Here is a 26,313-nt window from a genome sequence, read left to right on the forward strand (position 1 = left end):
CCCACCCTTCCCGCCTCCTCGCTCCCCTCCAATGCCTTTACAGGCTGTCTTTGCGGTCATCCCGAATGGCCATATCGATCCCTTTTTGACCACATAGAGAGTTATACCGGCCAGACAGCGGCTGCCAGAATCATCGGGCAAGGCACAAACGCACGCTCCCCGCCGGGAGCCTTCGAGCCACCGAACGCGTGAGAACAATAACAATGCCCAGCGCCAATCCCCTGTCCAGCAGTCCCCTCCCGGCCCCCAGCGATGGCGTGCCCGGCGATTTCACCCACAGCGCCCAAGGCACCTCGCTGCGCCGCATCCTCGGCCTGCCGGCCCTGGTGTTCTTCGGCCTGGTGTACATGGTGCCGCTCACCGTCTTCACCACCTACGGCGTGGTTACCCAGATGACCGGCGGACGCACTGCTGCCGCCTACGTGATCACTCTCCTGGCGATGATCTTCACGGCGCGCTCCTACAGCGTGATGGTCAGGAAGTACCCGATTGCCGGTTCGGCCTACTCCTACGCCAGCTTGAGTTTCGGCCCTGGCATCGGCTTTCTGGCCGGCTGGTCGCTGCTGCTCGACTACCTGTTCCTGCCGATGATCAATTACCTGGTGATCGGCCTGTTTCTCAACCTGGCCTTCCCTGCCGTGCCAGCCTGGGTATTCGTGGTCGCGACCATCGGCCTGGTGACGCTGCTGAACATCCGTGGCATCGGTTCGGTATCGAGCATGAGCAACCTGATCGTCTGCGCTCAAATGGTGTTCGTGGTGGTGTTCCTGGCCATGGTCCTGCGTCAGCTGGCAGGCGCCCCGAGCCTGGACTTGAGCGCCCCCTGGATCGGCGACGGCAGCCAGTCCGGCCTGTTGCCGCTGATGGCCGGAGCCGCGGTGTTGTGCCTGTCATTCCTGGGCTTTGACGCCGTGTCGACCCTGGCCGAGGAAACCCGCGATCCACGCCGGGATATCCCCCGGGCAATCCTCATCACCACCCTGGGCGCCGGCCTGCTGTTCATCCTGCTGGCCATGGCCAGCCAGCTGGCGTTGCCCGGCAGCCAGTTCAAGGATGCCGAATCGGCGGCCAGCGAAGTCATGCTGCACACTGGCGGGCGCTTCCTGGAAATATTCTTCACCGCGACCTACGTGGCCGGGGCTGCCGGGTCCGCCCTGGCATCCCAGGCCTCGGTCTCGCGCATCCTGTTCAGCATGGGCCGCGACGGCATCCTGCCCAGGCGGGTGTTCGGCACCTTGTCGGTGCGCTACAAGACGCCCGTGACGGCCATTGTCCTGGTGTCGCTGGTGTCCCTGCTGGCGGTGGTGGTCGACCTGACCACCCTGGCATCGATGATCAGCTTCGGTGCCCTGGTGGCGTTTTCGGTGGTCAACCTGGCCGTGATCAAGAGCCACCTGGGCCAAGGCCAGCCGCGCAGCGCCGGGCAGCTGTTGCGCTACGGCCTGTTGCCATTGATCGGTTTCGGCCTGATCGCCTGGCTCTGGACCAGCCTCTCGGCCCTGACCCTGGGCATCGGCCTGGCCTGGTTCGCCCTGGGCCTGGGCTACCTGGCGGTGCATACCCGAGGCTTTCGCCAGCCGGCACCGACCGTGCAATTCTCCGAACAGGCCTGAGGCAAAGGCCGCTCAGACACCGATCGGTACGGCCTCGAAGCGCACCCGGGGATGGGCGATACGGTCCTGGGCCCGCACCAGCTCCAGCTCGTAGCTGGCGCAGGCCTGGGTTTCCAGCAGCACCTCATGCACCGCTGCGGCAGTGAACTCGAAGGCCGCTACCAGGCTGTCGCCCAGCAGCACCCGGGCCAGGAACAGGCCCGAAGTCAGGTCGCCGACCCCCACCGGCTGGCGCGGGAAAGCCAGCAGCGGGCGCCGCAGGTGCCAGCTGCCGTCGGCAGTCACCAGTAGCATCTCGAAGCCGTCGGCCAGCTTGCCCGGGTAGTCCAGGTGCTTGACCAGCACCGCCTTGGGGCCTCTTTCCAGCAGCGAGCGAGCCATGGCCAGGCAATCGAACAACGATTGCGGCTTGCGCCCGCAGAAGCTGTCCAGCTCCAGCTGGTTGGGGCAAAGGAAATCCGCCATGGCCACGGCTTCGTCCAGGAGGAAGTCGCTGACCTCCTCCGGCACGATGCAGCCCTTCTCCGGATGGCCCATTACCGGGTCGCACAGGTACAAGGCCTTGGGGTTGACCGCCTTGATCCGTGCCACGCCGCTGAGGATCGCCCGGCCCTGGGCCGCGCTGCCCAGGTAGCCGGACAGGATCGCGTCGCAGTTGCCCAGCTCGCCGATAGCGGCAATGCCTTCCACCAGCTCGGGAATCTGCCGCGGCGCCAGCACTTCCCCGGCCCATTGGCCATACTGGGTGTGGTTGGAAAACTGCACCGTATTCAAGGGCCAGACATTCACCCCCACCCGTTGCATGGGAAATACCGCAGCGCTGTTACCGGCGTGGCCGAAAACCACATGGGACTGGATCGCAAGCAAGTGGGGCGTACGTTTCATGCAGGATTTTCCATAGAACCGGGAGAATTCAAGCCGCGCAGTATGCGACTAAACGCAGCCTGTACGACAGACCGGAGTCGCAGTTAAGCTGATGTCACTTCGTTGGAGCACACCTTCATGCTGACCCTTGGAAACATCTTTGTATTGATGTTGCTAGCAACCGGCGCTGCCTGGTTGTGGCACAACCACGGCCTGCGCGAGCGGGCGTTGGAGCGGGTCAAGCAGCACTGCGCCCGGCTCGATATCGAACTGCTGGACGGCAACGTGGCCCTCAAGCGCATCGGTTTTGCCAAGGACGCCAAGGGCCGCCGGCGCCTGGCGCGGATCTACAATTTCGAGTTCACGGTGACTGGCGAGACCCGCCATGCCGGGACCATCACCCAATTCGGCGCCCACAGCGCGCACATCGAGCTGGCGCCCTATCCGTTTGAGGTCAAGGAGCCACTACCCAGCGCCGAAATCATCGAACTGAGCCAGTGGCGCGAAGAGCACCGCAAGTGGCGCAACTGATCATTTTTTAAACAACCCTCGCTCACGCCGCTACAGGCGGCACTGCGCCAGGCTGGCCTGCAGCGCTGCCACGTCCTGAGGCTCTGCGAAGATCAACTCCAGGCGCGAATCCCGCCGCCACTCGCTGGGCAACCAGTTGAACGGCGAGTTATCCAGCCCATTACCCGATCGCCAACCTTCAGCGCTATGGATCACCAGCTTGGCCCGGCGCCAGTCGAGGTTCTGTAGCCAGTGGTCGATCCGGGTCAGATCGAACTGTTGCTCCGGATGCCAGCGCCAGCCGATGCTCCAGCCGTCTTCCTGGGCCTGGCTGAGACAGATCGGCTGTGCCGGATCGCTCCACACCGCCGGTAGTTGTGCCAGGCCGTGGGGCAGCTCGGGCGGCTCCAGGGCAACCTGGGCAGTGACGCTCAGCCCCGGCAGTTCGGCCAGCGGCAACGCTGCGTGGCGAGTCCAGAACAGCGGCCGATCCGGCAACTGCTCCAGCACCCGCAGCCGATCGCCGTCGCTGAGCAGTTCATCCTTGTTCAGCACCAGCAGGCCCGCTTCGGGCAGCGCCTCCAACTGCGCCGCAGGCAACGGCTGGCCCGCAGCCAGGGCCTGGGCGTCGAGCACCAGCACGCAAGGCTGCAGCGCCAGCACACCTCGCCAGGGCACCTGCGCCAGCTGCTTGAGCAGTTGCACCGGATGACCGAAGCCGGAGGGTTCGATGAACAGCCGATCGGGCCGTGCCTTGCGCAGCAGACGCCCCAATCCGACCTGGAACGGCGCGCCGCTGACACAACACAGGCAGCCACCGGCCACCTCACCAAAGGCGATACCGTCGTCATCACGGCTGAGCAAGGCTGCATCCAGGCCGATCTGGCCGAACTCGTTGATCAATATCGCCCAACGCTCGTTGGCCGGACGCTGCTCCAGCAAATGGCGGATCAGGCTGGTCTTGCCGGCGCCCAGGGGGCCGGCAATCACGTGGGTGGGGATGTCCTGCAGCATGGGAAAGAGGTCCAAAGAAGCCGTTAAGCGATGCTACGCGCTTCCTGGTCCGGGCGAAAATCCGCTGGCTTGTAGCCTTCTTCCCTAGCCGCTACCAAAGGCCGGGTAAGCCCGGCACGAACGCGGGAGCGCCCTGGCGCTGAGGCCTGTCATCCTTTGCGCCACCTGCGGCAGTGGCTACATCAGCCCAGCCAGTCCAGGGTCAGGATCAAGCGCCGCTCCCCCGTCGCAGGTTGCGGCGAACGGTGGATCAGGCCAAAACCTTCGTTGCCGTGCCACTTCTCGCCCTTGAACAGCGCGACAGCACCACAGCTGATCTGCTGGATCAGCGCCGGGTCCCGAGGTTCGGCTTCCGGCCGCCCCAACTGCTGGCGGTCCATCGCACCTTCGCGTAGCCATTGGCTGCCAATACCGGCATAAGTGGTGATCAGGCGCATCGGTACGTGGTCCACGTGAAAACGCGGGCACATGGCCTTGTCCAGTACCCGCAGGCGCAAGCCCACGCGCCGGGCACCCAGCAGGCAGGAAAAAGCACTGACTAGCCAGGAAACATCGGCGATAAAGCCTTCATAACCCAGTAAATCGCTGAACCCGGAGGCCAACCCACGCAGATTCGGCACGGCGTCCTCATCAGGCAATTCCAGGCTCAGGGACTCGGCCAGGGGCTCGTTCAGCGACAGCAACAACTCACCAAAATCCGCGATATGCGCCGGCAACTGGCGCTGCCAGAGGCCGAGATTGACATCATCCTCGAGAACCTCGGCCAGCACCGCCGCCGTGGCGCCAATGGCCGGACGGCGCAGCTGCCTGAAACCGACCGGCCACGACCCGAGCAATGGCCGCCTGGGCAATGGTGTGAGTGGAGTGCACAGGTTCAACATCAGGCCGCTTCCTCGTCATGCCAGGGCCCGAACGGATCAACCAGCAAGCTCCAGGCCTCGACCCCCAAGGCCATTTCGGCGTCGTCCAGCAGGCATTGGTCCAGCTCGGCGCGAAGCTGGGCAAAGTCGATGTTCTGGCCGATGAACACCAGCTCCTGGCGGCAATCGCCAGTGGCGGGAGTCCAGTTGTGCATGATCGCCGCCGTGCTCTCCTCATCCTGGGGCCAGTGCTGCTTGGGCACGAAGCGCCACCAGCGCCCGGCGAAGCCATGGCGCATCAGGCCACCGGCCTGGGACCAGCTGCCCGCCTCCTGGTACTTGCTGGCGAGCCAGAAGAAGCCCTTGGAGCGCAGCAACTTGCCGTTGCTCCAGGGCCGGTTGATGAAGTCGAAGAAGCGCTGCGGATGAAACGGCCGCCGGGCCCGGTAGGCCGTAGAGGCAATACCGTACTCCTGGGTTTCCGGCACGTGTTCGCCACGCAGCTCCTTCAACCAACCCGGCGCCTGGGACGCACGCTCAAAATCGAAACGGCCGGTATTGAGGATCTTCGCCAGCGGCACCTGGCCCATGACCATGGGGATGATTTGCGCCTGGGCGTTGAGCCGCGCCAGGATCGCCAGCAGCTCCTGGCGCTCTTGGCTGCTGATCAGGTCGATCTTGCTCACCAGGATCACATCGGCGAATTCCACCTGCTCGATCAGCAGGTCAGTGATCGAGCGCTCGTCTTCCTCGCCCAGGGTTTCCCCCCGCGAGGCCAGGCTCTGCGCAGCCTGGTAATCCACCAGGAAGTTCATGCCGTCGACCACGGTGACCATGGTGTCGAGCCGCGCGATGTCCGCCAGGCTCTGGCCGGACTCATCGCGGAAGGTGAAGGTTTCCGCCACCGGCAGCGGTTCGGAAATACCGGTGGACTCGATCAACAGGTAGTCGAAGCGGCCGTCCCGGGCCAGCTTGCCCACCTCTTCCAGCAGGTCTTCGCGCAGGGTGCAGCAGATGCAGCCGTTGCTCATCTCCACCAGTTTTTCTTCGGCGCGATTGAGGCTGACATCACGCTGCACCTCGCTGCCGTCGATGTTGATTTCGCTCATGTCGTTGACGATCACCGCCACCCGCAAGTTGTCGCGGTTGCGCAGCACATGATTGAGCAGGGTACTTTTGCCCGCGCCAAGAAAGCCGGACAGCACGGTAACGGGAAGACGGTCGGTCATGGGGGTAGATCCTCATCAGGTTCGCGGCTGGCTCAAAGCGCCCGTTGGTGGCGTTCGCGCAGCTCTTGGCGTTCTTTGGCTTCGATACACAAGGTGGCGGTGGGCCGCAGCAGCAAGCGCCGCAGGCCGATGGGCTCGCCAGTGTCGCGGCACCAGCCGTACTCGCCACGGGCCAGGCGCTCCAGGGCCTCATCGATCTTGTCCAGGAGCTTCTTTTCCCGCTCCAGCAGGCGCAGTTGCCATTGATGCTGCTCCTCGGCGCTGCCGATATCCGCCAGGTCGCTATGGGTTTCCTGTTGGCGCAGCAGGTCGAATTCGCCGCAGATGCGCTCCTGCAGCTCATTGCGCTGGGCCAGCAGCAACTCGCGGAAGAAACCCTGTTGGGCATCGTTCATGTAGTGCGCATCGGGCTGGGCGAGCAGGTCTTGTTCAGTCATGGCGGGTCACGGATCGGGCTTTCTTTTATGTTATATTATAACAATGCAGATCCGCCAACCCTCTCTTGCCCGACATGACGAAGGGCGCGATGCTGCGCCCCTGTTGCCCAGAGAACTGCCATGCGCCCGATCCTGCCCGCCCTGATCTGCAGCCTGACCTTGCTTGCCGGCCATGCCTGTGCCGCGCTCCCCAGTACCCTGGCGGCCTGCACCCGCAGTGCCACGCTGCTGGCCTGCGTCGATCCACAGGGCAATGCCTACAGCGTTGCCGCCGCCGGCAGCACGACCTACCTGCGAGGCTTCGAGGTGAGTGGCAAGCGCTATTGGGCGCAGACCAACAGCCGCTACGGGCAGTTGACCTTCTTCACCGGCCTGGCCTCCGACGGCGAGGCCTGGGTGGGCTACAGCCAGCGCGTGGGCTGGACCACGCGCAATCGTTTTTCCAGCTCTGGCGGCAGCCGTGGCCAGTTCACTTGCAGCCGCATCACGGGCTGCTGAGGACGCCCTAGACCTGGTTGTTCCTGGTTTCCTGGAGCCAGGCCATGTAGCTGTTGGCCGGCGGATTCCTCTCGAAGTAGCGCTGCAAGCCTTGGAACAGGCCATCGGCAATCGCCTGCTGGTGCCGCGCCGTGACCAGGCGCTGGCTGTCGCGGCTGTTGGAGATGAAACCGGTCTCCACCAGGATCGAGGGCACATCCGGCGACTTGAGAACGGCGAACCCGGCCTGCTCCACGCGCTTCTGGTGCAGGCTGGTAATCCCCGACAGGCTGTCCAGCACGGTGCTGCCCAATTGCAGGCTGGCGGCGATGGTGGCGTTCATCGACATATCGAGGATCACCCCCGCGAGCATCGGGTCCTTGTCCTTGAGATTGAGCAAGCTGCTGGCCCCCAGCAGATCGACACCGTTCTCCCGCTGGGCCATGAAGCGCGCGGTGGCGGAGGTCGCCCCGCCTTCGGACAGGGCGAACACCGAGGCCCCGGAAGCGGTCAGGCGCGGTGCAGCATCGGCATGCACTGAAATGAACATGTCCGCCTTGTGCTTGCGGGCGATCTCCACACGCTTGCGCAATGGCACGAAGAAGTCATCGTTGCGCACCAGCTTCACGTCGAAGCCCTTCTCGCGCTTGAGCCGCTTGGCCAGCAGTTGGGCAATGGACAACACCACATCCTTTTCACGCTCGCCCCTGGCCCCTACCGCTCCAGGGTCCTTGCCACCATGCCCGGGGTCCACCACCACGATGATGTCGCGCTTGGGATGGGCCCGATCCGCCTGGGCCTGGGGCTTGGCGGCCGGCGCCGCAGCCGCGGCCATGCTGGGGGCGATTTTGGTGCTGCTGGACAGATCCAGCACCAGGCGATGGCCCTGTCCGTCCTGGGGAGGCAACAGAAAGCTGTTGAGCTGCACCGGCTGGTTCAAATCGAGAACGATCCGGGTATCACCCTGGCCGAAATGCCCGGAACGGATCGAGCGGATCACCGTATTGGCCAAGGCCAGCTGGCTGAAGTCACCACTCAGGCGCGCACCGCTCAGGTCGATGATCAGCCGCTCGGGGGCGCTCAGGGTGAAGGTCTTGTAGTGCACCGGGCCGCTAAGATCCAGGACCAGGCGCAACTTGTCGGCGGAGTTCCACAGCCGCGCACTGCGGATCTGCGTGGCGTAGGCACTCCAGGGGAACACCAGGGCCGTACCGGCCAACAACAGGTTGAGCAATTGACGTCTATGCATGGCGACTACCGCAAATAAAGGAGCGTCCGTACTCACGAGGCAGGATGGATGACCGTTGAGGAAAAACTTTCCATCACGTCTATTGTTATAATATAACATGTCTAATCTTTTCCAACGACGGACCTGCTCATGAACGCGCTGACTCTGCCGGATATTGCCGCGCAGGCCTCACGCCAAGCCTTGCCACTGGACTGGGTCGGCATGTGTGGCATCGCCTTACCTGTAGTGATCGATGGCCAGCGAACCGCCGCCATGGCCGATGCGGGAGTCAGCCTCGACGATGGCGAAGCCCGGGGCATCCATATGTCACGCCTGTACCTGGCCCTGGAAATGCTGGAGCAGCAGAACCTCACCCCGGCCTTGCTGCGTCGGGTGCTGCAACGCTTCCTCGATAGCCATGAAGGCCTGGCGCAACACGCCTACCTGCGCATTCACCTGGATCTATTGCTCAAGCGACCGGCGCTGATCAGCCCACTGGCTGGCTGGAAACGCTATCCGCTGAGCATCGAGGCACAGCTGAAAAACGCCATGTTCCACGTGGAACTAAAGATCGACGTACCTTATTCCTCGACCTGCCCCTGCTCGGCGGCACTGTCGCGCCAGCTGATCCAGCAACAATTCGTCGATGACTTCGCCAATAAGACCTTGCAGCATACCGATGTCCTGGCCTGGCTGGGTTCGACCCAAGGCATCGTCGCCACGCCCCACAGCCAACGCAGCAACGCGCAGTTGCGTCTGCGCCTGGATAACTTCGTCGATGAATTGCCGCTGATCGCGGTGATCGACGACGCAGAAAACGCCCTGGGCACCGCCGTACAAACCGCCGTAAAACGTGCCGACGAACAAGCCTTTGCCCTGGCCAATGGGCAGAACCTGATGTTCTGCGAAGACGCTGCCCGGCGCCTCAACCTGGCCCTGCGTCGCTCCCCCGGGATCAATGCCTTCGCCTTGCGGGTCGTGCATGCAGAGAGCCTGCACGCCCATGATGCCGTGGCCGAAAGCCGCTGGAACTGGGAGGCCTGATGCTGCGCTGCCACGCCTTGCGCTGGGGACCTCCGGGCCAGCCGCTGACTCCACCGCTGGATCTGCATCTGGCAAACGGCAGCCTGACTGCGATCATCGGCGCCAATGGCTCGGGTAAAAGCAGCCTGCTAAAAGTAATCGCCGGCCTGCAAAAGCCGCTCTCGGGCAAGGTCGAGCGCAGCCTGCCACGACACACAGGCCTGGCCTATCTGCCGCAGCAGCAACACCTGGACCGACAGTTCCCGATCAACCTGGAGGAACTGGTGATCGCCGGCCTCTGGGGCAAGCGTGAAACCGCCGCCAGCCGATCCCAAAAACTGCACGCGGTCCTCGCCGACTGGCATCTGCAAGGTCTGCAGAAACGCCCATTGATGGCCTTGTCCGGTGGAGAGTTGCAACGTGCGCTGCTGGCCCGGTTGACCCTCACCGAAGCGTCACTGCTGTTACTGGACGAACCCCATGCCGCCCTCGACGAATCCGGCCAAGCTCTGCTTTGGCAACACCTGCACCGTTGGCACGCCCAAGGCCGCACCCTGGTGGTGGTCTGCCACGACCTGCCCGCGGTGCGCCAGCATATTGCCCAGGCCCTGTTGCTCAAGCACAGCGGTTGCGTGTTCGCTCCCAGCCAGGAATTGATCGCCCACCCCATTTGCCCTCAGGTGGCCTGATGCACCTCGCCGCCCATCTCTGGCACCCCTTCAACGAATTCATGTTCATGCGCCGGGCCTTGCTCGGTGGACTGGTGCTGGCCTGCAGTACCGCTCCTTTGGGTGTGTTCCTGATCCTGCGGCGCATGAGCCTGATCGGCGATGCGGTGGCCCACGGCATTCTCCCCGGAGCGGCCCTGGGCTTCTGGTTCGCCGGCCTGAGCCTGCCCGCCCTGACTCTCGGAGGGCTTGGCGCAGGACTGGGCATGGCCGGATTGGCAGCCTGGATCACTCGTCGTACCGGCCTGCGGGAAGACGCCAGCATTGCCGCCATCTACCCGATTTCCCTGGCCGCCGGAGTGCTGGTCCTGGGCCTGGCCGGTAAACGCCTGGACTTGCTGCACCTGCTGTTCGGCTCGGCCCTGGCGGTGGACGGACCGACCCTGGACGGCATGTTGATCGTCTCGGCCGTCAGCCTGCTGGCCATGGCCCTGATCTATAGACCCTTGCTGCTGGACACCCTCGATCCGCTATTCCTGCACAGCGTCAGCCGGCTCGGGCCCCTGGCCCATGGGTTGTTCCTGACCCTGGTGGTGCTCAACCTGGTGATCGGCTTCCAGGCCATCGGTGCCTTGATGGTGGTGGGCCTGATGATGCTGCCGGCCGCCGCTGCGCGTTTCTGGAGCCGGCGCCTGCCGGTCCTGATCGGTATCAGCGCGGCCCTGGGCTGCCTGTCGGTCTGGCTCGGCCTGCTGCTGTCGTTCCATTACTCGCTGCCCAGCGGCCCGGCCATCGTGCTGATAGCCGGCGGCTTGTACTTGCTGTCGGTGGTGTTCGGGCCGGTCCACGGCCTGCTGCACCGCCCGCCCCTGCCTTCATCCCTGTGAGGTTCTTGTCGATGCGCGCCCTACTCGTGCTGTCCAGCCTGCTGCTGTCCCTGTGGTTATCCAGTGCCCAGGCGGCGGACAAAATCGCCGTGGTCACCAGCTTCAGCATTCTCGCCGACATGACCCGCGAGGTCGGTGGCGAACACGTACGGATCAGCAACCTGGTGGGGGCCGACGAAGACGCCCATACCTATGAACCCACGCCGGACGATGCCAAGGCCCTGCTCGGCGCCCGGCTCATCATCAAGAATGGCCTGGGCTTCGAACCCTGGCTCGATCGCCTGGTCGCCAGCACCGCTACCCCGGCCACCGTGATCACCGCCAGCCGTGGCGTGATCCCTCGCAGCCTGGAAGAAGACGGCGAGAAAATCCCCGACCCTCACGCCTGGCACAACCTGGCCAACAGCGAACTGTATGTGAACAACATCACCAAGGCGCTGGTCGCCGCCGACCCGGCCCATCGCAGCGACTACGAACGCAACAGCCAGGACTACCTCAAGCGCATCTACCGCTTGCTGGCCGAAGCCAAGGCCAAGCTCGGCGCCCTGCCGGCGGGCAACCGCAAGATCGTCACCTCCCACGATGCCTTCGGCTACCTGGGCCAGGCCTACGGCATCGAGTTCCTGGCCCCCCAGGGACTGTCCACTGAACGCGAGCCCTCGGCGGCGGAAGTCGCTGCGCTGATCACCCAGATCCGCAAGGCCAAGGTCAAGGCGGTGTTCATGGAGAACATCAAGGATGCGCGCCTGCTCAAGCAGATCGCCGAGGAAAGCGGTGCGCATATTGGCGGCACCCTGTATTCCGATGCGCTGTCGGCCAGCGGCCCGGCCAGTACCTTCACCGGGCTGTTCGAATACAACCTCAATACGCTGTACGACGCCCTGAGCCGACCATGATCAAGCACCCGCCGCTATCGCTGCTGGATCTGGAAACAGCTCCCCTGGGCAGCCGCTGGCCATTGACCGCAGTGCTCGACGCCCTGCCCTGGAACGCCGATGGCCTGATCGCCGCCATTGCCCAGCAACATGACAGCGGCGAGGTGTTGATGCTGGCCTGGATGAACCGCCAGGCCCTGGCCGAAACCCTGGCCAGCGGCCAGGTCTGCTACTGGTCGCGTTCGCGCAATTGCCTGTGGCGCAAGGGCGAGAGTTCCGGCCATCGCCAGCGCCTGGTGGAAGCACGCCTGGACTGCGACGGCGATGCCGTGCTGTTGCAGGTGCAACAGAGCGGACCGGCCTGCCATACCGGGCGCCCCAACTGTTTCTACAACGCCATTCGCGATGGCGCGGTGGAAGTCATCAGTTCCCCCCTTGAAGGACCCGCGCCATGATCCGTAAAAACCCCTCCGGCGACCTGCCGGTCATCGCCGAATCGGCCTACGTCGACAAGACCGCCATCATCTGCGGCAAGGTGGTGATCGGCGAGAACGTCTTCGTCGGCCCCTACGCCGTGATCCGCGCCGACGAAGTGAACGCCGACGGCCAGATGGAGGCCATCACCATCGGCGCCAATTCGAATATCCAGGACGGCGTGGTGATCCACTCCAAATCCGGAGCGGCGGTAACCATCGGCCAGTACACCTCCATTGCCCACCGTTCCATCGTCCATGGTCCATGCGTGGTCGGTGACCGAGTGTTCATCGGCTTCAACAGCGTGCTGTTCAACTGCGTGGTCGGCGACGGCAGCGTGGTGCGGCACAACTCGGTGGTGGATGGGCGCGACCTGCCCCAGGGTTTCTATGTACCGTCCACGACTCGCATCGGCCCGAAGACCGACCTCGGGCAATTTCCTCCGGTGAGTGTCAGCGCCTCGGAGTTTTCCGAAGATGTGGCGCGCACCAATGTCGACCTGGTCCGTGGCTACAAGGCCCTGCAGAACGAGTTTTGACCATGGGCCGAATCCTTATCCGCAATGCCCGGCTGGTGAACGAAGGGCAACAATTGGATGCCGACCTGCTGGTGAACAACGGTCGCATCGAGACCATCGGCAGCCTCGACCACCTGAGCGCCGAGCTGGAGATCGACGCCCAGGGCCAGTGGCTACTGCCGGGCATGATCGATGACCAGGTGCACTTTCGCGAACCCGGCGCGCCGGACAAGGGCAGCTTGCACAGCGAATCGCGGGCAGCGGTGGCCGGTGGCATCACCAGTTTCATGGACATGCCCAATACCTCGCCGGCCACCCTGACCCTGGAGGCACTGGAGGACAAGCAACGCCGTGCGGCCAAACACTCGGTGGCCAACTACGGCTTTCACTTCGGGGTCAGCAACGACAACCTCGATACCGTCGCTGCCCTCGACCCCACCACAGTCGCCGGGGTCAAGGTATTCATGGGCGCCTCCACCGGCAACATGCTGGTGGACGATCCCCAGGTGCTGGACCGCTTGTTCAGCCAGGTACCGACCATTCTCCTGGCCCATTGCGAACACACACCGAGCATCCAGGTTCGCCAGCAACGCTGGCAGCAGTTGTATGGCGAGCAGATTCCGGCCGCCGCCCACCCACGCATCCGCGATGCCGAGGCCTGCTACCGTTCCTCATCCATGGCCGTGGCCCTGGCCAGGCGCCACGGCACCCGCCTGCATGTGCTGCACCTGACCAGTGCCCGGGAACTGGCGCTGTTCGAAGACCGCCCCCTGGCACAAAAGCGCATCACCGCCGAAGTGTGCGTGCACCACCTGCTGTTCGACGACCGGGATTACTCGCACCTGGGGCACCTGATCAAGTGCAACCCGGCGATCAAGTCCCAGGCCGACCGCGACGCCCTGCGCCAGGCCCTGAACAGCCAACGCCTGGATGTCATCGGCACCGATCATGCGCCCCACACCTGGGCGCAGAAACAGCTGCCCTACACCCGAGCCCCTGCCGGGCTGCCCCTGGTGCAACATGCATTACCGGCGTTGCTGGAACTGGTGGCCGACGGCGTGCTGCCGCTGACCACCCTGGTGGAGAAGACCAGCCACCGGGTGGCCGACCTGTTCGCCATCCCCGATCGGGGCTACTTGCGTGAAGGCTACTGGGCCGACCTGGTGTTGATTCGCCCGGAACCCGAAGGCCAGGCCGTGGATGAGCAACCGATCCTGGCCCGTTGTGGCTGGACGCCCTTTAGCGGTCGGCGCTGGCGGCATAGCGTGAGCACTACCCTGGTTTCAGGCCAGTTGGCCTGGCACCAGGGACGCTTGAACGAGCATTGCCAAGGCCTACCCCTGCGCTTCACCCGCTAGCCGCCCTGCCCCGGCTCAAGAGGCGCGGGGTTTGACCGTGCCGCAATCCTGGCCAAGCCAGACTGCGCGAGTGTCCATGCTGCCTTTCTGCTGCAGGCCGGTGGCGTTGAAGGTACCGATCACATTGGTGGTGAACTCGCGATCGCTGATGAACTTCGCCACCCCACTGCCTTGGGCCTTGGGACAGCTGAAGCGAAACTTCCACTGGTTGCCACTGCGCTCGGTGACCTGCTGCTGGCAACCGGACTGCGGGTCCTGCAGCGGGATGGTGTCGGACTTCACCTGGTCCGGCGTCAGGCAGACGCGAATGCCCTTGCCGCCCATGGTCACGCCCTGTTTCTCCAGCATGGCCCGTTGCTGTGGAGTCATCTGCTGCTGCAATTGGCCGAGGATCAATGACAGGTCCGGCAGGTTCTGGTCATCGATCTTCATGTTGCTGCTGGTCAGCTCCCACAACCCCGGCTGCAGCATCTGCGCCTGTGCAACCAGCGGCAGCGCCAACCCCGCCGCCAAGGCCCAACCCACTAAACGAAGTTTCATCGAATGACTCCTAGACAATAGTGGCCGTTAGACTTCGGCCAGGGCACGGCGTTGCATGCACAATAAAATAGCGACTTTCGTCGTGGAACATGGTCTGTTAGCTGGACCCAGGCATCGAATCTTCAGGAGCATGGCTGCCCCATGGATTATTTTGGCCCACATCCCTTCGGCTACCTCATCGCCTTACTGCACTTTCTTGGCCTGATCGCCGCGATCCATGCAGTACTCACAGTCAGGACCGCCCAAGGCGCCATTGCCTGGGCCTTGTCACTGATGTTCATGCCCTACCTGACGCTGATTCCCTACCTGGTGTTCGGCCGCAGCACCTTCGATGCCTATATCCAGGCCCGGCGCCAAGCCAACGTCGAGATGCACAAGGCGATCAACGATCAGAACTGGCGACCCTGGGTCGAGGAAGCGCTCACCGCCCGCGCCTCCGCGGCCTACGCTTCGCTGCGGGCCATGCCCAAGCTGGGGCGCATGCCCTGCCTGGCCAATAACCAGGTGCGCCTGCTAGTGAACGGCGATGCCACCTTCGAGGCGATCTTCAATGCCATCCGCCGCTCCCACAAAGCAGTGCTGATCCAGTTCTTCATCATCCACGACGACGAACTGGGCCGGCGCCTGCAACGCCTGTTGCTGGAAAAGGCCCGGGAAGGCGTGGCCATCCACCTGCTCTTCGATCGCATTGGCAGCCACTCCCTGCCCGCCAGCTACGTGCAAGTCCTGCGCGACGGCGGAGTCCAGGTGCATGCCTTCGCCACCCGCAGCGGCTGGCTCAACCGCTTCCAGGTCAACTTTCGCAACCATCGCAAGATCGTCGTGGTGGATGGCGTGCTGGGCTTCGTGGGCGGGCACAACGTGGGCGATGAATACCTGGGCCTGAAGCCGCCCCTGGCGCCCTGGCGCGATACCCATGTGCAAGTGGGCGGCCCGGTGGTGGCCTGCCTGCAGGAGTCTTTCGCCGAAGACTGGTACTGGGCAACGCGGGAGCTGCCGCCGCTGATCCTGCCGGACACCTATCCCGATGGCGGCGTGCTCTGCCAGTTGCTGGCCAGCGGTCCGGCCGATGCCTACGAGACCTGCTCGCTGTTCTTCGTCGAGGCGATCCACGCCGCCACTGAACGGGTATGGATCACCAGCCCGTATTTCATTCCCGACGAAGCCGTATTTGCCGCCCTGCGCCTGGCCGTGCTGCGCGATGTGGATGTGCGCATCCTGCTGCCGGCACGCCCGGACCATCGCATCGTCTATGCCGCGTCCAGCCTGTACGCCTTCGAGGCAGTACGTGCCGGCGTCCGGGTATTTCGCTACCAGCCCGGCTTCCTGCATCAGAAAGTGGTGTTGATCGACAATGAGATCAGCGCCATCGGCAGCGCCAACCTGGACAATCGTTCGTTCCGCCTGAATTTCGAAGTGATGTTGCTGACCGTGGACGATGACTTCGCCACCCAGGTGCAGGACATGCTGGAAGCCGACTTCGCCAGGGCGCGGGAAGTGGCCAAGGAAGAAAGCCGCCAGACCCACCGCCTGCAACAACTGGGCATGCGGGTCGCGCGGCTGATTTCTCCGATCCTGTGAAGACAGGCCTTACGGGTTGTAGAGGTCGTCCCGGGTCCAGGGCAGTTCATGGCTGCCATCGGCATGAGCCTTGACCGCGAGAATCTGGTGCAGGTTGATCCAGCCCTTGGCGAATGCATAGGCGCAACCTGCCAGGTACACCCGCCAGATCCGCAACGCCTGCTCCGGCACCTGCTTGGCCGCGGCCTCCAGATTGTCTTCCAGGCGTTCGCTCCAGTGATCCAGGGTGCGGGCATAGTGCATGCGCAGGCTTTCCACATCGACGATCTCCAAGCCCGCCTCGCTGATATGCGCGGAAATCATCGACAGGTGCGGCAGCTCGCCGTTGGGGAAGACATAACGCTCGATGAAGTCCCCTGCTCCCCGGCCCACGGGGCGGCCGTCGGTGTGCTTGGCGGTGATTCCGTGGTTCATCACCAGGCCGCCTTCGCGCACGGCGCCGAACAGGGTCCGGCAATATTCCGGCAGGTTGGCGTGGCCCACGTGCTCGAACATGCCGACGCTGACCACTTTGTCGAAGCGGCCATCCTGGGGCAGGTCGCGATAGTCCAGCAGTTGCAGTTCCACCAGGTCTTCCAGGCCCTCGGCCTTGACCCGCTCGCGGCCCAGGGCCAGCTGTTCCTTGCTCAGGGTGATGCCGAAGACCTTGGCGCCGAACTCGCGGGCGGCATAACGGGCCAGCCCGCCCCAGCCGCAACCGACATCCAGCAGGTAGTCGCCCGGCTGCAGGCGCAGCTTGCGGCACAGGTGGCGGAACTTGGCCTGCTGGGCTTGCTCCAGGGTCTCGCTGCCGGTCTCGAAGTAGGCACAGGAATAGGCCATGTCGCTATCCAGCCAGAGCTGGTAGAAGGCATTGGACAGGTCGTAGTGATAGGAAATGGCGGCGGCATCGGTGGCCTTGTCGTGCAGCGAGCGCACGGGCTGGTCGCTTTCATCGTCGGCCAGCAGGGCCTGGCTCAACTCGTCGCAGACTCGAATGACTTCGCTGATGGAGCCCTCGAGCTCCAGCTTGCCCTCGACGAATGCGCCCCCCAGCGCATCCAGGCTTGGGTGGCTGAGCTGTGCCACCAATTGCGGGTCCTTGACCACGATGGTGACATTGGGCTCGGGCCCGAGGTTGAACTCATGGCCATCCCAGAGCCGCAGGCGTAGGGGCAGTTGCAGATTCTGTAAGGCCGGTGGAAGTTGCACAAGCATGAAAAATCCCCCCTTGTTCAGACGTCTGGAATGAGGGTAGACCATCCTTGAAAATTAGCAGGCTATCGATTTGATAGCGGTTTTCTATGGTCCGTAGCGCCACACCAAGCCGTCTTCGGCCCACTGTTTCAGCCAGGACGCCGCCTGCAAAGGAGCCCCCTCGTCATAAGTGACGGCCAGCTCGGCACAGAGTTCCGCGAAACTCCACTGCCCTGCGCACATCCCCTGCAACGCCTGGGCTTCTCCTGCCGACACGCTGCGATAGCGGCAGACCCGCTGCGAGCGCCAGACCAGGCAAACCTGCTCCTGTTCAAGTAAAGCACTCGGGGGGAAATCCACCTCTGCCTTGACCGCCTGCCATTGGGCCAGGCTGTTGTAGCGCAACAGCAACCATTGCACACAAGGAGCCAGGCGCAGTTGCAACTCAGGCCACTGGGCAGCATCCAGCGCCGCCAAGTCCGGCACGCTCAGCACCACGGCCTCGGGAGCATCGAATGCCAGGGTGAAGGCCCATTCCAGTCGCGCCAACTCTGCCAGGGGCAGGCCCTCTCCAGACACCACATGCCTCGGGATGAAATCGGCGAACCCCTGCCCCAGCCACCGCAGGCTGAAATGCCGCGACGGCGAGTGGTGTAGATACGCCGCGACCAAAGACGAAAACCCCTGCTCACCCAGCCAACGACGGATGCTCGGGAAATCGCCCTCCATCACCTCCTGCAGCCGCGCCCGATAGGCATTGTGGTAGATCGCCAGCCCGGTCTCGACATCCAGGGTCGGCCCGCCCACCAGGCTCCGGCTCAGGGCAGCATCGGCCAGGGGCTGCTCACCCAGCAGATAGCCTTCAAATGCCAATTGCCATTCATTCAGGCGCATCGCTGTCTCCCGGCCAGGGCCTGGCATCCCAGCTCCCGGGCCTTGTCCAGCTCGGCGAGCAACTGTTCCAGGGGCGGAAAGTGATCGTCACGCTCCAGCAGCGTCGCTACCGGTCCAAGGTGTTCGAGGGTTCGCTGATACAGCTCCCAAACCGGATCGCATACGGGGTGATCGTGGGTATCGATCACATAGTCGCCATAGTCCTGGTGACCGGCCAGGTGCAGCTGGCGTACCCGTTGCGGCGGTAGTCCCTTGATGAATTGCCAGGGATCGAAACCATGGTTGCGCGAGCTGACATAGACGTTGTTCACATCCAGCAGCAGCTCACAGCCACTGAGCTGGCTCAGGGCACACAGGAACTCCCATTCACTGAACTCATCGGCAGCGCTTCTTACATAGCTGGAGACATTCTCCAGGACCAGTGGCCGCTCCAGCACCTGCTGCACTTCACACACTCGGCCAGCCACATAGCGCAGGCTTTCCTCGGTGTAGGGCAACGGCAGCAGGTCGTGTAACTGATGGGCGTTGCCCCGGCTCCAGCACAGATGATCGGCAACCCAGGCCGGACGCACTCGCCCGGCCAATGCCTTGAGTTGTGCCAGGTAATCGTGGTCCAGGGGGTGGGGACCGCCAATGGACAGCGACACCCCGTGCATCACGATGGGATAGCGCTCGGCAATGGCATCGAGGTAGTACAGGGCCTTGCCGCCCTGGACCATGAAGTTCTCGGAGATGATCTCGAACCAGTCGACCGCCGGCTCGTCATCGAGAATCTGCTGATAGTAGGCACTGCGCAAACCCAGGCCGTAGCCCAGGCAAGAAGGAACATCAGACATCGCCAACTCCTTGCCAAGTGGCCGCAGCGGGCGTCCCCGCCACGGCAACACTCGATCGCCGCTTACTCGCCGACCTTGCCGCCGGCCTTTTCACAGGCGGCCTGGGTCATGGCCTTGAACCCCTGGCCTTTGCAGGCCCCCATGCCCTTGCAGGCGTGGTCCTTGGTCTTGCAGTCGTTCTGGCCCTTGCAGGCGTTCACGCCGTAGCAATGCACCTGGGCATCGGCGGCAGTCGCTTGGGTGGCGACACCGGCAAACAGGCTGGCGGCAGCGAAAGCCAGGGCAGCGCCGGCAGCGGTTTTCTTCATGTTCATCTTGTATTTCCTCAATAGTCGCAAGGGGGGAGACGGGAAGCCTGGGCAACCCCGTCATGCCACTAGAGAGAGCAAGACTCCCGGCGTTACAGCCGGGATGAAAATAAAAGCCGGCGACTCAAGCCTTGGCCAAAGGCTCCTGAAAGCGCAGCAAGCGCCCGGCATTGCCCAGCACCAGCAAGGTGCTGAGGTTATGCAGCACCGCGGCGATCATCGCCCCTGCCGCCCCCAGCCAGCCGAATGCGGCGAAGGCGACGATGGCCAGGGTCCAGCCCAGGCCGATGATCACGTTGACCTGCAAGGTGCGCCGGCATTCACGGCTCAAGCGCACACAAGTCCCCAAGCGGCGCAAGTCACTGCCGATCAGCACCACGTCGGCCGAGGCCAGGGCGATGTCCGCGCCGCCCGCCCCCATGGCCACCCCCACCACTCCAGCCTTGAGTGCCAGGGAGTCGTTGATGCCGTCGCCGACCACCATGGGCCGAAACCCCTTGTCGATCTCCCCCAGCACCCGCTGGAGCTTGTCTTGCGGCAGGGCCTGGGCCTCGATATCGCTGATGCCCACCTCTCGCGCCAGGCTGTCCGCCACGCTTTGCCGGTCACCGGTGAGCAACAGTTGGCGCCCCAGCCCCAACTCGCGCAGCTCTTGCAGGGCCTGGGCGGCTTCGGGCTTGACGCTATCGGCCAACAGCAGCCAACCGAGGAACTCACCATTGAGCGCCAACCCGGCAATCGGCCCGTCATGGTTCGGAACCGGGCTGGTATCGATATCCAAGCTGGCGAACAGCTCCGGTCGACCCAGCGCCGCCTGGCCTTCGTCGGTACGCGCGACCACGCCCAGGCCCTGGCGCTCATGGATATCCTCCAGGGCCCATTGCTGCTCAGGCGGCACCAGTGCTGCCAGCGCCCGGCTGACGGGGTGACTGCTGGCCGCCCCCAGGCTGGCGGCGAGGCTGAGCAGCGCCCGTCGATCTTCCTGGGCAGTGTCGACAGCCTGCAGGCGCAGGGTGCCAAAGGTCAGGGTTCCGGTCTTGTCCACCACCAGGGAGGTCAGGTCCGCCAGTTCTTCGAGAAACGCCGAGCTGCGGATCAGGATGCCGTGGCGGGCCGCCACGGCGATTCCGGCGATGGCGGTGGCCGGCGCCGATAGCACCAAGGCACAAGGGCAAGCCGCCACCAGCACGGCGAGCATGGCCTGGGCATCATTGGTAATGAACCAGGTCACCGCTGCCAGCAGCAACACCAGCACCAGGTAGCTGCCGGCATAGCGTTCCAGCAGGCGGGTAATCGGCGGTTTGGCCCGCTCGGCGCTCTGCATCAGGGCAATCACCTTGCCCAGGGTCGACTCCTCGCCGGTACGGGTCACTTCCAGGCGCAGCAGGCCATCGAGGTTGATCGCACCACCGAACACTGGCATGCCCACGCTCGCCTCCAGCGGCACCGATTCACCAGTGATCGGCGCGGTATCCAGGCTGGCCTGGCCCGACACCACCACGCCATCGGCGGGTACCCGGTCCCCGGCACGGACCTCCACCAGGTCCCCGGTCCTGAGGTTGGCGTTATCCACCTCCTGCACGCTGCCATCGGCCTGTACCCGGCGCGCCTGGCTCCGGGTCAGGCGCCCCAGGGCGTCGATGGCCTCCTGGGAGCCGATGACGCTGCGCTCTTCCAGCACATGGCCGAAGATCATGATGATCGGCAGCAAGGCAGCGGTCAGCAGGTCCCCCGTGGCCCATGCGCCCAGCATGGCCAAGGCGATCAGCTGGTCGGTGATGCCATGCAGGCTCGGGTAACGCAGGCTGAACCAGGCCGAGCGCAGCACCGGCACGGCCACCAGCAGCGAGGCGACCCCCAGGAGCAGCTGGCTGACACCGACCTGCTCCGGTGCCAACCAGCGCCAGGCCAGGCCCAGGGCCAACAGCCCCAGGGCGAGCATGGCCAGGGTCAACTGGCGCGCGGCGCTGCGTTGTTCGGCGGTGGTCAACATGCTGGCGGGTGCCGCATGGGTCGAAGCGGTCATTGTTCAGCTCCCTGGATGATCAGGCGGGAATCGTCTTTCGGATCGACGGTGGTCACCGAGCCGGCTCGGCCAAGAATTTGCGGCAGGCGTTCACGATAGATACGCAGCAGCATCTGCGGATCGGTGCCGTTGCGCTGCTCCTGGGCCAGACTCTGCACCGTGGCGGTCTGGGCTCGGGCCAGGGCCAGTCGCTCACTGGCCTGGGCATGGGCCACTTGCAGGCTGCGATCGGCCTGCTGGTTGGCGCTCTGGGTAAGTTTCTCCGCTTCAGTACGCGCATTGGCCACCGCCTTGTCGGCCTGCTGGCTGGCGGTCAGCACCGCATTGAACGCACTGACGGCTGGCTCGGGGAGACTCGACTGCACATCCACCCGCGTCACTTCCAGGCCAATGCCCTGCCCACTGGCAGCAAGATCTGCCAGGCGCTGGTTGATGCTTTGCACCAGATCGCCACGCAACCGCTCACGTCGCTCCGCCGCCTGGTGGTCATTGCCCAGCAGTTCCGGGCGAGCCACCAGGATGGTGTCCAGGTCACGCGCCGCAGCCAAGGTCAGGGCGCTGCGAGTCACCAACCGGTCCAGGGCCGGCAGTACATGGTCGCCTTGCAGCACGTATGCATAAGGATCACTGACCTTGTAGAACACCCGGACGTCCAACTGCACCACACCCGCATCACCGGTGAGCAAGTAGCCCGAACCGGCCAACGTGTCGTTCAGCGGCGTGGCCAGGGTCGCGACCCGGTCCCCGTCCTGGGCAGCAGCGGAGCGCAGCAGGCCTTCGACCCTGCGCTCCAGCACCCGGTCGGCAGCCGGCAGCAACACCACTTGTTCGAACGGTCGAGGCCAGGCCAACAGCAACCCCGCATTCTGGACCCGGGCCAGGGCGCCGAAATGCAAGACCAGGGCGCGGTTCTGCGGATCGATCTGCCGCACATTGGACAAGGCCCAAGCCAGGGCAGCGAGAAGGGTGACCACATATAGCGCTATGAACGCCAGGCGGCCAGCCTGGATCCACGGGCTGTTCAGCTCGTTTGTTCCACGTGGAACGCTGTTCATGGCTGCGATCCGGGGGCTTTGTTCGGCAGGTTCGGCGGGCCATCCACCAAAACTCGAAACGGCGCAGCATCGGTGCGCAAAATCAACCGGGTTCCCGGGTTGACCACGGTACCCAAGGCATCCAGGGAGCGCAGCAGGTTATAGAGCTGTGGCGAACTGGCGTAGGCCCGACCGTAGATCTGTGCGGCCTCTACCCGGGACTGCGCCTCGATGTCCGCGGCCTTCACCGTGGCGTCGGCCTGCACGATCCGCGCGTCGCGTTCGGCAGCGGAACGGATCTGCGCGGCTTCGCGCTTGCCCACCGCCGTGCGTTCCGTGGCAATGGTTTCCCGCTCCGCGCGCATGCGATCCACCGTAGCGGTCAGCGTGACCGACGGCAGCGTCAGGCGCTCGACGCCCACCTGCACGACGCGCACGCCGTAGGTGGACAGCAACTGTTGATCGATCTGCTGGCGCAGTTGCGCCTCGAAGTCGGCAATTCGCACTTTGCTGGCATCGGTGTTCACTAGGTCGGCCAGGTCGAAACTGCTGGCCGTGGTTTCCAGGGCCGAGCCAACGAACGTACGGATCTGCCGGGCGGCCTCGTCCGGCTGGTTCTGAACTGCCCGCATGAAACGCTGCACGTTGTCCGAGTCACCCTGCACACGCCAGGCGACATAAGCCTGGACGATGATACGCAGGCCATCGCGGGTCCCTACATCCTGCAAGCCACTGGACGTGGTACGCAGGCGCAGGTCCACGGGAATCGCCGCCTCGAAGGGTGCCGGCCAGCGCCAGTTCAATCCGGGTTCCAACAGGACCCGGGCCGGGTTGCCGAATCGGGTTATCACCGTGGCTTCACCGGAGCGCACCTGGACCAGGCTCGCCGCCGCCAGGGCGAATGCCACCAGCAACGCTGCCCAGCCCATGCGCCGCCAGGGAAACGGTCCCGCCTCTGCCGGCGCACCATGGTGATGGTGGTGATGACCATGATGGTGATGATGACCGTGCCCGTGATCGTGACCGGCATGCGCATCATGGGAATGGGTATGGGAAGACTGGCTCAATGGGCGGCTCCTGGCTGGGCGGCTTTACGCGGCGCCATCGGGTCGGCGGGCAAGGTGAAGGTACGCAAGTCGAGGGTTGGCGCACTGTCGCCGCCCAGACGGTGATCGAGAATCAACAGCCGGGCCTTGCTTAGGCCCTGGATCAACTGGCCGAGGTATTGCTCCAGGATGAATGCCTGGCCCGCACCGGCGTAGGCTTTCTGCTCGGCGGCGAACCGCAGGTCGGCCGTCTGGGCTTCGGCCTGGATCTCACGCGCCGTGGCACGCGCCTTATCGTTCACTTCGCTGGCCTGCAATTGCGCCTGGTTGGTCTGTTCCGCTGCGGCCCCACGTTCGCGGGAAATCAGCGCCTGGGCGCCAATCTGCGCAGCTTGTACAGCGTGATAGGCGTTGGCCGCGCCGGCCGGCGGATGAATGGCCTCGACCACGGTGGCGAGAATTTCCACACCGCTGTCGAGCTTGGATAGATCGGCCTGCACCGCACGGCCAATATCGTCGGCCAGGCGGGTGCGGTCCTCCCCTAGCAGGCCATCGAGGGTACGCGAGGCGAAGTCATGCACCAGCACTCGGCTGGCGGTACTGCGGATCAGGGTCGGCACATCGCTGCTGTTGTAGGTCGCGGCCAACGCCGCGGCATCGTCCAGGCCAATGCGATAGACGAAGCGCACGTCCATGTTGACGATCTGGAAGCTCTGCTGCCGGACATTGCCACTGGCGATCACCTGGGATTTGTCATTCACGTGGCTGGCATCCCACAAACGATTGGCAATCGCTGGGGCGGGCCCTTCCGCTGCCGCCGGCTCGATAGGTTGTGGAGCCTCGCCCACACTGGTGGCCAGTTCATGGACCACGCCGTTTTCCACCGACAGTACCCGCCCCAGGGGCCAGGGCAACCCCAGGTGCAGGCCTGGGCCAAAAACCGTGACAGGTTTGCCAAAACGCTCGTAAATACCGCGATTTTGCATGGAAATCTCATGAACACCGGTCAAAACCCAGCCCACCAACAGAATCGTCGCCAGCACGGGGAAGAACGCTCGGCGCATATAGGCAAAAGCCCAGATCTGTCGCAGATCGATGCCGAATCGATTGTGCAATTCGTGTTGCAGGCTGAGCAGTGGCTGCGGTGGCCAGCGCAGCAAGTCAGCGATAAAACTATGGGCCAGCAACCTGGGCTCAAGGCGCTCGCGCTGGGGGCTGAACAACGACAGCAGCGAGCGCAGCAGCAACTCGCCGGCCACCAGTGCAGGCAACAGACCGATCAATACCGCCAGGCGCACCGGCCACAGCGCCGTATCACTGCTGAGCAGCAGGCACAGTGCGCTGGCCAGCAGGCAAAGGATCGCCATTCGCAGCAGCTGCGCCAGGGCCGCAGCCTCCGGCCATTCAGCCGGGTGTTCCTGGGCCAGTTGGCGCTCCAGCACCAACAGGGCAAAGGCCAGTAACAGTGCCAGCGCAGCGAAGACACTGGCACTCAAGCCCAGGGCCGTGGCGGGCAGCGCCAGATTGAACACCTGGAACAGGCAATACAGGGTCAGCAACGACCAGCCGCCAAGCCACAGGGTCGGTGCCCCGATCTGCCGCAACAGATGCCTGGCCCGCGTGCCCAGGGCCGCGGAAAACCGCCCTCCTGCCTGTACCTGGGGTTCTTCCTCCTGCGGACTCACTGGCGCAGGGGCGATCGCCTGTTCTCGCCATTGGCTGACCCAGCCGGCCGATTGCAGGCCCGCAACCAGTACCAGCAAGGCACATGACAGGTTCACCAACACCACCGGCCAGAGGGTCAGCGCCGCGAACAGATCGACGAATACCGCCGATACCAATCCCAGTATCGCCAGGGTCAACAGGCCAATGCCCCAGCGGCGTAAACGCACGCTGTGGAAGGTTGCCTGCTGGAACCTTGGCAAGCCGGCCACGTCTGGCCCTTGCGTCTCTAGATCGACTTGCATACCACCCCGCCGCTCTGATCCGGCCCTCTGCATGAATCGCGGGCCGAAAAATCTGGATACAATTCGTTACTATATAACGATTCAAGTGAAATTTTCGTCGCCAGCCATGCCTTTTCATCTATTGCGCACGTCGTAGATACATAGATCGCTGTTTGCTCCAACGCAGCAACTTCTGATGTCGGCCCTCCGGCATTTAAGGCAATAATCCAGCCCTGCTCACCGTGTGCGACAAGGAACCGTCCCATCATGCTTTCGATCTACCAGCTCAAACCGCGCTTTCAGAACCTGCTGCGGCCGTTGGTACAACGCCTTTACGACAACGGCACCACCGCCAACCAGATCACCGTACTGGCAGCGGTCATCTCCTTACTGGTGGGCGGGCTGATCGCCCTGTTCGCCAGCCACGCCTGGCTATTCGCCCTGATTCCTCTGTGGATGATCCTGCGCATGGCGCTCAATGCCATCGACGGCATGCTGGCCCGGGAGTTCGGCCAGCAATCGCGCCTGGGCGCCTACCTCAACGAACTCTGCGACGTGGTGGCCGACAGCGCCCTGATCCTGCCCTTCGCCCTGCTACCCGAGGTCAACCTGCTGCTGGTCCTGGCGGTGGCCCTGCTGGCGCTGTTTAGCGAGTACGCCGGCGTGCTGGGCCCCATGGTCGGTGCTTCCCGGCGCTACGACGGCCCCATGGGCAAGAGCGACCGCGCCTTCGTCCTTGGCGTGCTGGCAACGGGCATCGCCCTGGGCTGGCTCAGTGCTCCCTGGATCAACGGCGTGCTGGCGCTGGTCGCCGCACTCTTGGTCTACACCCTGATCAACCGGGTCCGAAAGGGCCTCGAAGAAGTCCAGAACAACGCTCCCTCTGCATAAG

General features: G+C 64.1%; 27 protein-coding genes. 12 read left to right on the forward strand and 15 right to left on the reverse strand.

Annotated elements, in window-relative coordinates:
* Nucleotides 1-203 precede the first annotated feature (203 nt).
* The gene (locus tag I9018_RS32170) at nt 204-1,613 is read left to right on the forward strand and encodes an APC family permease (protein WP_241108368.1); all 1,410 of its coding nucleotides are present in this window, start codon (nt 204-206) and stop codon (nt 1,611-1,613) included.
* A 12-nt stretch (nt 1,614-1,625) separates the two neighbouring features.
* On the opposite strand, the gene pdxY is transcribed toward I9018_RS32170, so the two are convergent.
* Complete coding sequence (pdxY, locus tag I9018_RS32175) at nt 1,626-2,498, reverse strand: pyridoxal kinase PdxY (protein ID WP_068578380.1); 873 nt, start codon at nt 2,496-2,498, stop codon at nt 1,626-1,628.
* A 117-nt stretch (nt 2,499-2,615) separates the two neighbouring features.
* On the opposite strand from pdxY, the gene I9018_RS32180 reads away from it, so the two are divergent.
* On the forward strand, nt 2,616-3,008 hold the full coding sequence (locus tag I9018_RS32180) for a DUF3301 domain-containing protein (RefSeq protein ID WP_068578377.1): 393 nt from the start codon (nt 2,616-2,618) through the stop codon (nt 3,006-3,008).
* A 30-nt stretch (nt 3,009-3,038) separates the two neighbouring features.
* Here I9018_RS32180 and I9018_RS32185 read toward each other — a convergent pair whose 3' ends face one another.
* The 4 genes from I9018_RS32185 to dksA all read right to left on the reverse strand — a co-directional run bounded on the left by I9018_RS32185 (nt 3,039) and on the right by dksA (nt 6,527).
* The gene (locus tag I9018_RS32185; RefSeq protein WP_241108369.1) at nt 3,039-4,001 is read right to left on the reverse strand and encodes a CobW family GTP-binding protein; all 963 of its coding nucleotides are present in this window, start codon (nt 3,999-4,001) and stop codon (nt 3,039-3,041) included.
* Between the two features lie 182 nt (nt 4,002-4,183).
* Nucleotides 4,184-4,882 carry a DUF1826 domain-containing protein gene (locus tag I9018_RS32190; protein WP_068578373.1) on the reverse strand — a complete coding sequence of 233 codons (699 nt, stop codon included), beginning with the start codon at nt 4,880-4,882 and terminating at the stop codon, nt 4,184-4,186.
* Nucleotides 4,882-6,090: a zinc metallochaperone GTPase ZigA gene (gene zigA, locus I9018_RS32195; protein ID WP_241108370.1), complete on the reverse strand. Its 1,209-nt coding sequence runs from the start codon at nt 6,088-6,090 to the stop codon at nt 4,882-4,884. The genes I9018_RS32190 and zigA overlap by 1 nt, the downstream gene beginning before the upstream one ends.
* A 32-nt stretch (nt 6,091-6,122) precedes the next feature.
* Nucleotides 6,123-6,527, reverse strand: a complete 405-nt coding sequence (dksA, locus tag I9018_RS32200) for an RNA polymerase-binding protein DksA (RefSeq protein ID WP_241108371.1) — start codon at nt 6,525-6,527, stop codon at nt 6,123-6,125.
* A gap of 120 nt (nt 6,528-6,647) precedes the next feature.
* Here dksA and I9018_RS32205 point away from each other — a divergent pair, with 120 nt between their 5' ends.
* Nucleotides 6,648-7,025, forward strand: a complete 378-nt coding sequence (locus I9018_RS32205) for a glutamine synthetase (protein WP_068578368.1) — start codon at nt 6,648-6,650, stop codon at nt 7,023-7,025.
* Between the two features lie 7 nt (nt 7,026-7,032).
* Here I9018_RS32205 and I9018_RS32210 read toward each other — a convergent pair whose 3' ends face one another.
* Nucleotides 7,033-8,253, reverse strand: coding sequence for an N-acetylmuramoyl-L-alanine amidase (locus I9018_RS32210; RefSeq protein WP_241108372.1), 1,221 nt, complete (start codon nt 8,251-8,253; stop codon nt 7,033-7,035).
* Between the two features lie 129 nt (nt 8,254-8,382).
* On the opposite strand from I9018_RS32210, the gene folE2 reads away from it, so the two are divergent.
* Genes folE2 through I9018_RS32245 form a run of 7 tightly spaced genes read left to right on the forward strand, consistent with a single transcriptional unit; the run spans nt 8,383 to nt 14,034 of the window.
* Nucleotides 8,383-9,276, forward strand: a complete 894-nt coding sequence (folE2, locus tag I9018_RS32215) for a GTP cyclohydrolase FolE2 (RefSeq protein ID WP_241108373.1) — start codon at nt 8,383-8,385, stop codon at nt 9,274-9,276.
* Nucleotides 9,276-9,944 carry an ATP-binding cassette domain-containing protein gene (locus tag I9018_RS32220; RefSeq protein ID WP_241108374.1) on the forward strand — a complete coding sequence of 223 codons (669 nt, stop codon included), beginning with the start codon at nt 9,276-9,278 and terminating at the stop codon, nt 9,942-9,944. The genes folE2 and I9018_RS32220 overlap by 1 nt, the downstream gene beginning before the upstream one ends.
* Nucleotides 9,944-10,810, forward strand: coding sequence for a metal ABC transporter permease (locus tag I9018_RS32225; protein WP_241108375.1), 867 nt, complete (start codon nt 9,944-9,946; stop codon nt 10,808-10,810). The genes I9018_RS32220 and I9018_RS32225 overlap by 1 nt, the downstream gene beginning before the upstream one ends.
* Nucleotides 10,811-10,821: 11 nt before the next feature.
* Nucleotides 10,822-11,706 (forward strand): metal ABC transporter substrate-binding protein, encoded by an 885-nt coding sequence (locus I9018_RS32230; RefSeq protein ID WP_241108376.1) that lies wholly within the window; start codon nt 10,822-10,824, stop codon nt 11,704-11,706.
* Nucleotides 11,703-12,140: a phosphoribosyl-AMP cyclohydrolase gene (gene hisI / locus I9018_RS32235; protein ID WP_068578356.1), complete on the forward strand. Its 438-nt coding sequence runs from the start codon at nt 11,703-11,705 to the stop codon at nt 12,138-12,140. The genes I9018_RS32230 and hisI overlap by 4 nt, the downstream gene beginning before the upstream one ends.
* The gene (locus I9018_RS32240) at nt 12,137-12,697 is read left to right on the forward strand and encodes a carbonate dehydratase (protein WP_068578354.1); all 561 of its coding nucleotides are present in this window, start codon (nt 12,137-12,139) and stop codon (nt 12,695-12,697) included. Before hisI ends, I9018_RS32240 begins: the two co-directional genes overlap by 4 nt.
* A gap of 2 nt (nt 12,698-12,699) precedes the next feature.
* Nucleotides 12,700-14,034 carry a dihydroorotase gene (locus tag I9018_RS32245; RefSeq protein ID WP_241108377.1) on the forward strand — a complete coding sequence of 445 codons (1,335 nt, stop codon included), beginning with the start codon at nt 12,700-12,702 and terminating at the stop codon, nt 14,032-14,034.
* Between the two features lie 15 nt (nt 14,035-14,049).
* On the opposite strand, the gene I9018_RS32250 is transcribed toward I9018_RS32245, so the two are convergent.
* A complete protein-coding gene (locus tag I9018_RS32250; RefSeq protein WP_068578350.1) occupies nt 14,050-14,574 on the reverse strand; it encodes a DUF3617 domain-containing protein in 525 nt (174 codons plus the stop codon).
* Between the two features lie 141 nt (nt 14,575-14,715).
* Between I9018_RS32250 and cls the strand changes: the two genes are divergently transcribed.
* Entirely contained in the window at nt 14,716-16,155 is a 1,440-nt protein-coding gene (gene cls, locus I9018_RS32255; RefSeq protein ID WP_068578348.1) for a cardiolipin synthase, read from the forward strand.
* Nucleotides 16,156-16,164: 9 nt separating this feature from the next.
* On the opposite strand, the gene cfaB is transcribed toward cls, so the two are convergent.
* The 8 genes from cfaB to I9018_RS32295 all read right to left on the reverse strand — a co-directional run bounded on the left by cfaB (nt 16,165) and on the right by I9018_RS32295 (nt 25,442).
* A complete protein-coding gene (gene cfaB / locus I9018_RS32260; RefSeq protein ID WP_068578346.1) occupies nt 16,165-17,352 on the reverse strand; it encodes a C17 cyclopropane fatty acid synthase CfaB in 1,188 nt (395 codons plus the stop codon).
* 84 nt (nt 17,353-17,436) lie between these two features.
* The gene (locus I9018_RS32265) at nt 17,437-18,225 is read right to left on the reverse strand and encodes a DNA-binding domain-containing protein (RefSeq protein WP_241108378.1); all 789 of its coding nucleotides are present in this window, start codon (nt 18,223-18,225) and stop codon (nt 17,437-17,439) included.
* Entirely contained in the window at nt 18,216-19,061 is an 846-nt protein-coding gene (locus I9018_RS32270; protein ID WP_124347047.1) for a DUF692 domain-containing protein, read from the reverse strand. Before I9018_RS32270 ends, I9018_RS32265 begins: the two co-directional genes overlap by 10 nt.
* Before the next feature lie 62 nt (nt 19,062-19,123).
* Complete coding sequence (locus I9018_RS32275; protein WP_058435465.1) at nt 19,124-19,375, reverse strand: hypothetical protein; 252 nt, start codon at nt 19,373-19,375, stop codon at nt 19,124-19,126.
* 118 nt (nt 19,376-19,493) lie between these two features.
* A complete protein-coding gene (locus tag I9018_RS32280) occupies nt 19,494-21,395 on the reverse strand; it encodes a heavy metal translocating P-type ATPase (protein WP_241108379.1) in 1,902 nt (633 codons plus the stop codon).
* Complete coding sequence (locus I9018_RS32285; protein ID WP_068576542.1) at nt 21,392-22,450, reverse strand: SPFH domain-containing protein; 1,059 nt, start codon at nt 22,448-22,450, stop codon at nt 21,392-21,394. Before I9018_RS32285 ends, I9018_RS32280 begins: the two co-directional genes overlap by 4 nt.
* Entirely contained in the window at nt 22,447-23,496 is a 1,050-nt protein-coding gene (locus tag I9018_RS32290; protein ID WP_068576544.1) for a protease modulator HflC, read from the reverse strand. Before I9018_RS32290 ends, I9018_RS32285 begins: the two co-directional genes overlap by 4 nt.
* Nucleotides 23,493-25,442, reverse strand: a complete 1,950-nt coding sequence (locus tag I9018_RS32295) for a protease modulator HflK (RefSeq protein ID WP_241108380.1) — start codon at nt 25,440-25,442, stop codon at nt 23,493-23,495. The genes I9018_RS32290 and I9018_RS32295 overlap by 4 nt, the downstream gene beginning before the upstream one ends.
* Nucleotides 25,443-25,688: 246 nt before the next feature.
* Between I9018_RS32295 and I9018_RS32300 the strand changes: the two genes are divergently transcribed.
* Nucleotides 25,689-26,312 carry a CDP-alcohol phosphatidyltransferase family protein gene (locus I9018_RS32300; protein ID WP_068576547.1) on the forward strand — a complete coding sequence of 208 codons (624 nt, stop codon included), beginning with the start codon at nt 25,689-25,691 and terminating at the stop codon, nt 26,310-26,312.
* The last annotated feature ends 1 nt before the right edge of the window (nt 26,313 follow it).

The sequence above is a fragment of the Pseudomonas sp. MPFS genome (assembly GCF_022537035.1).
Taxonomy (GTDB): Bacteria; Pseudomonadota; Gammaproteobacteria; order Pseudomonadales; family Pseudomonadaceae; genus Aquipseudomonas; species Aquipseudomonas sessilinigenes.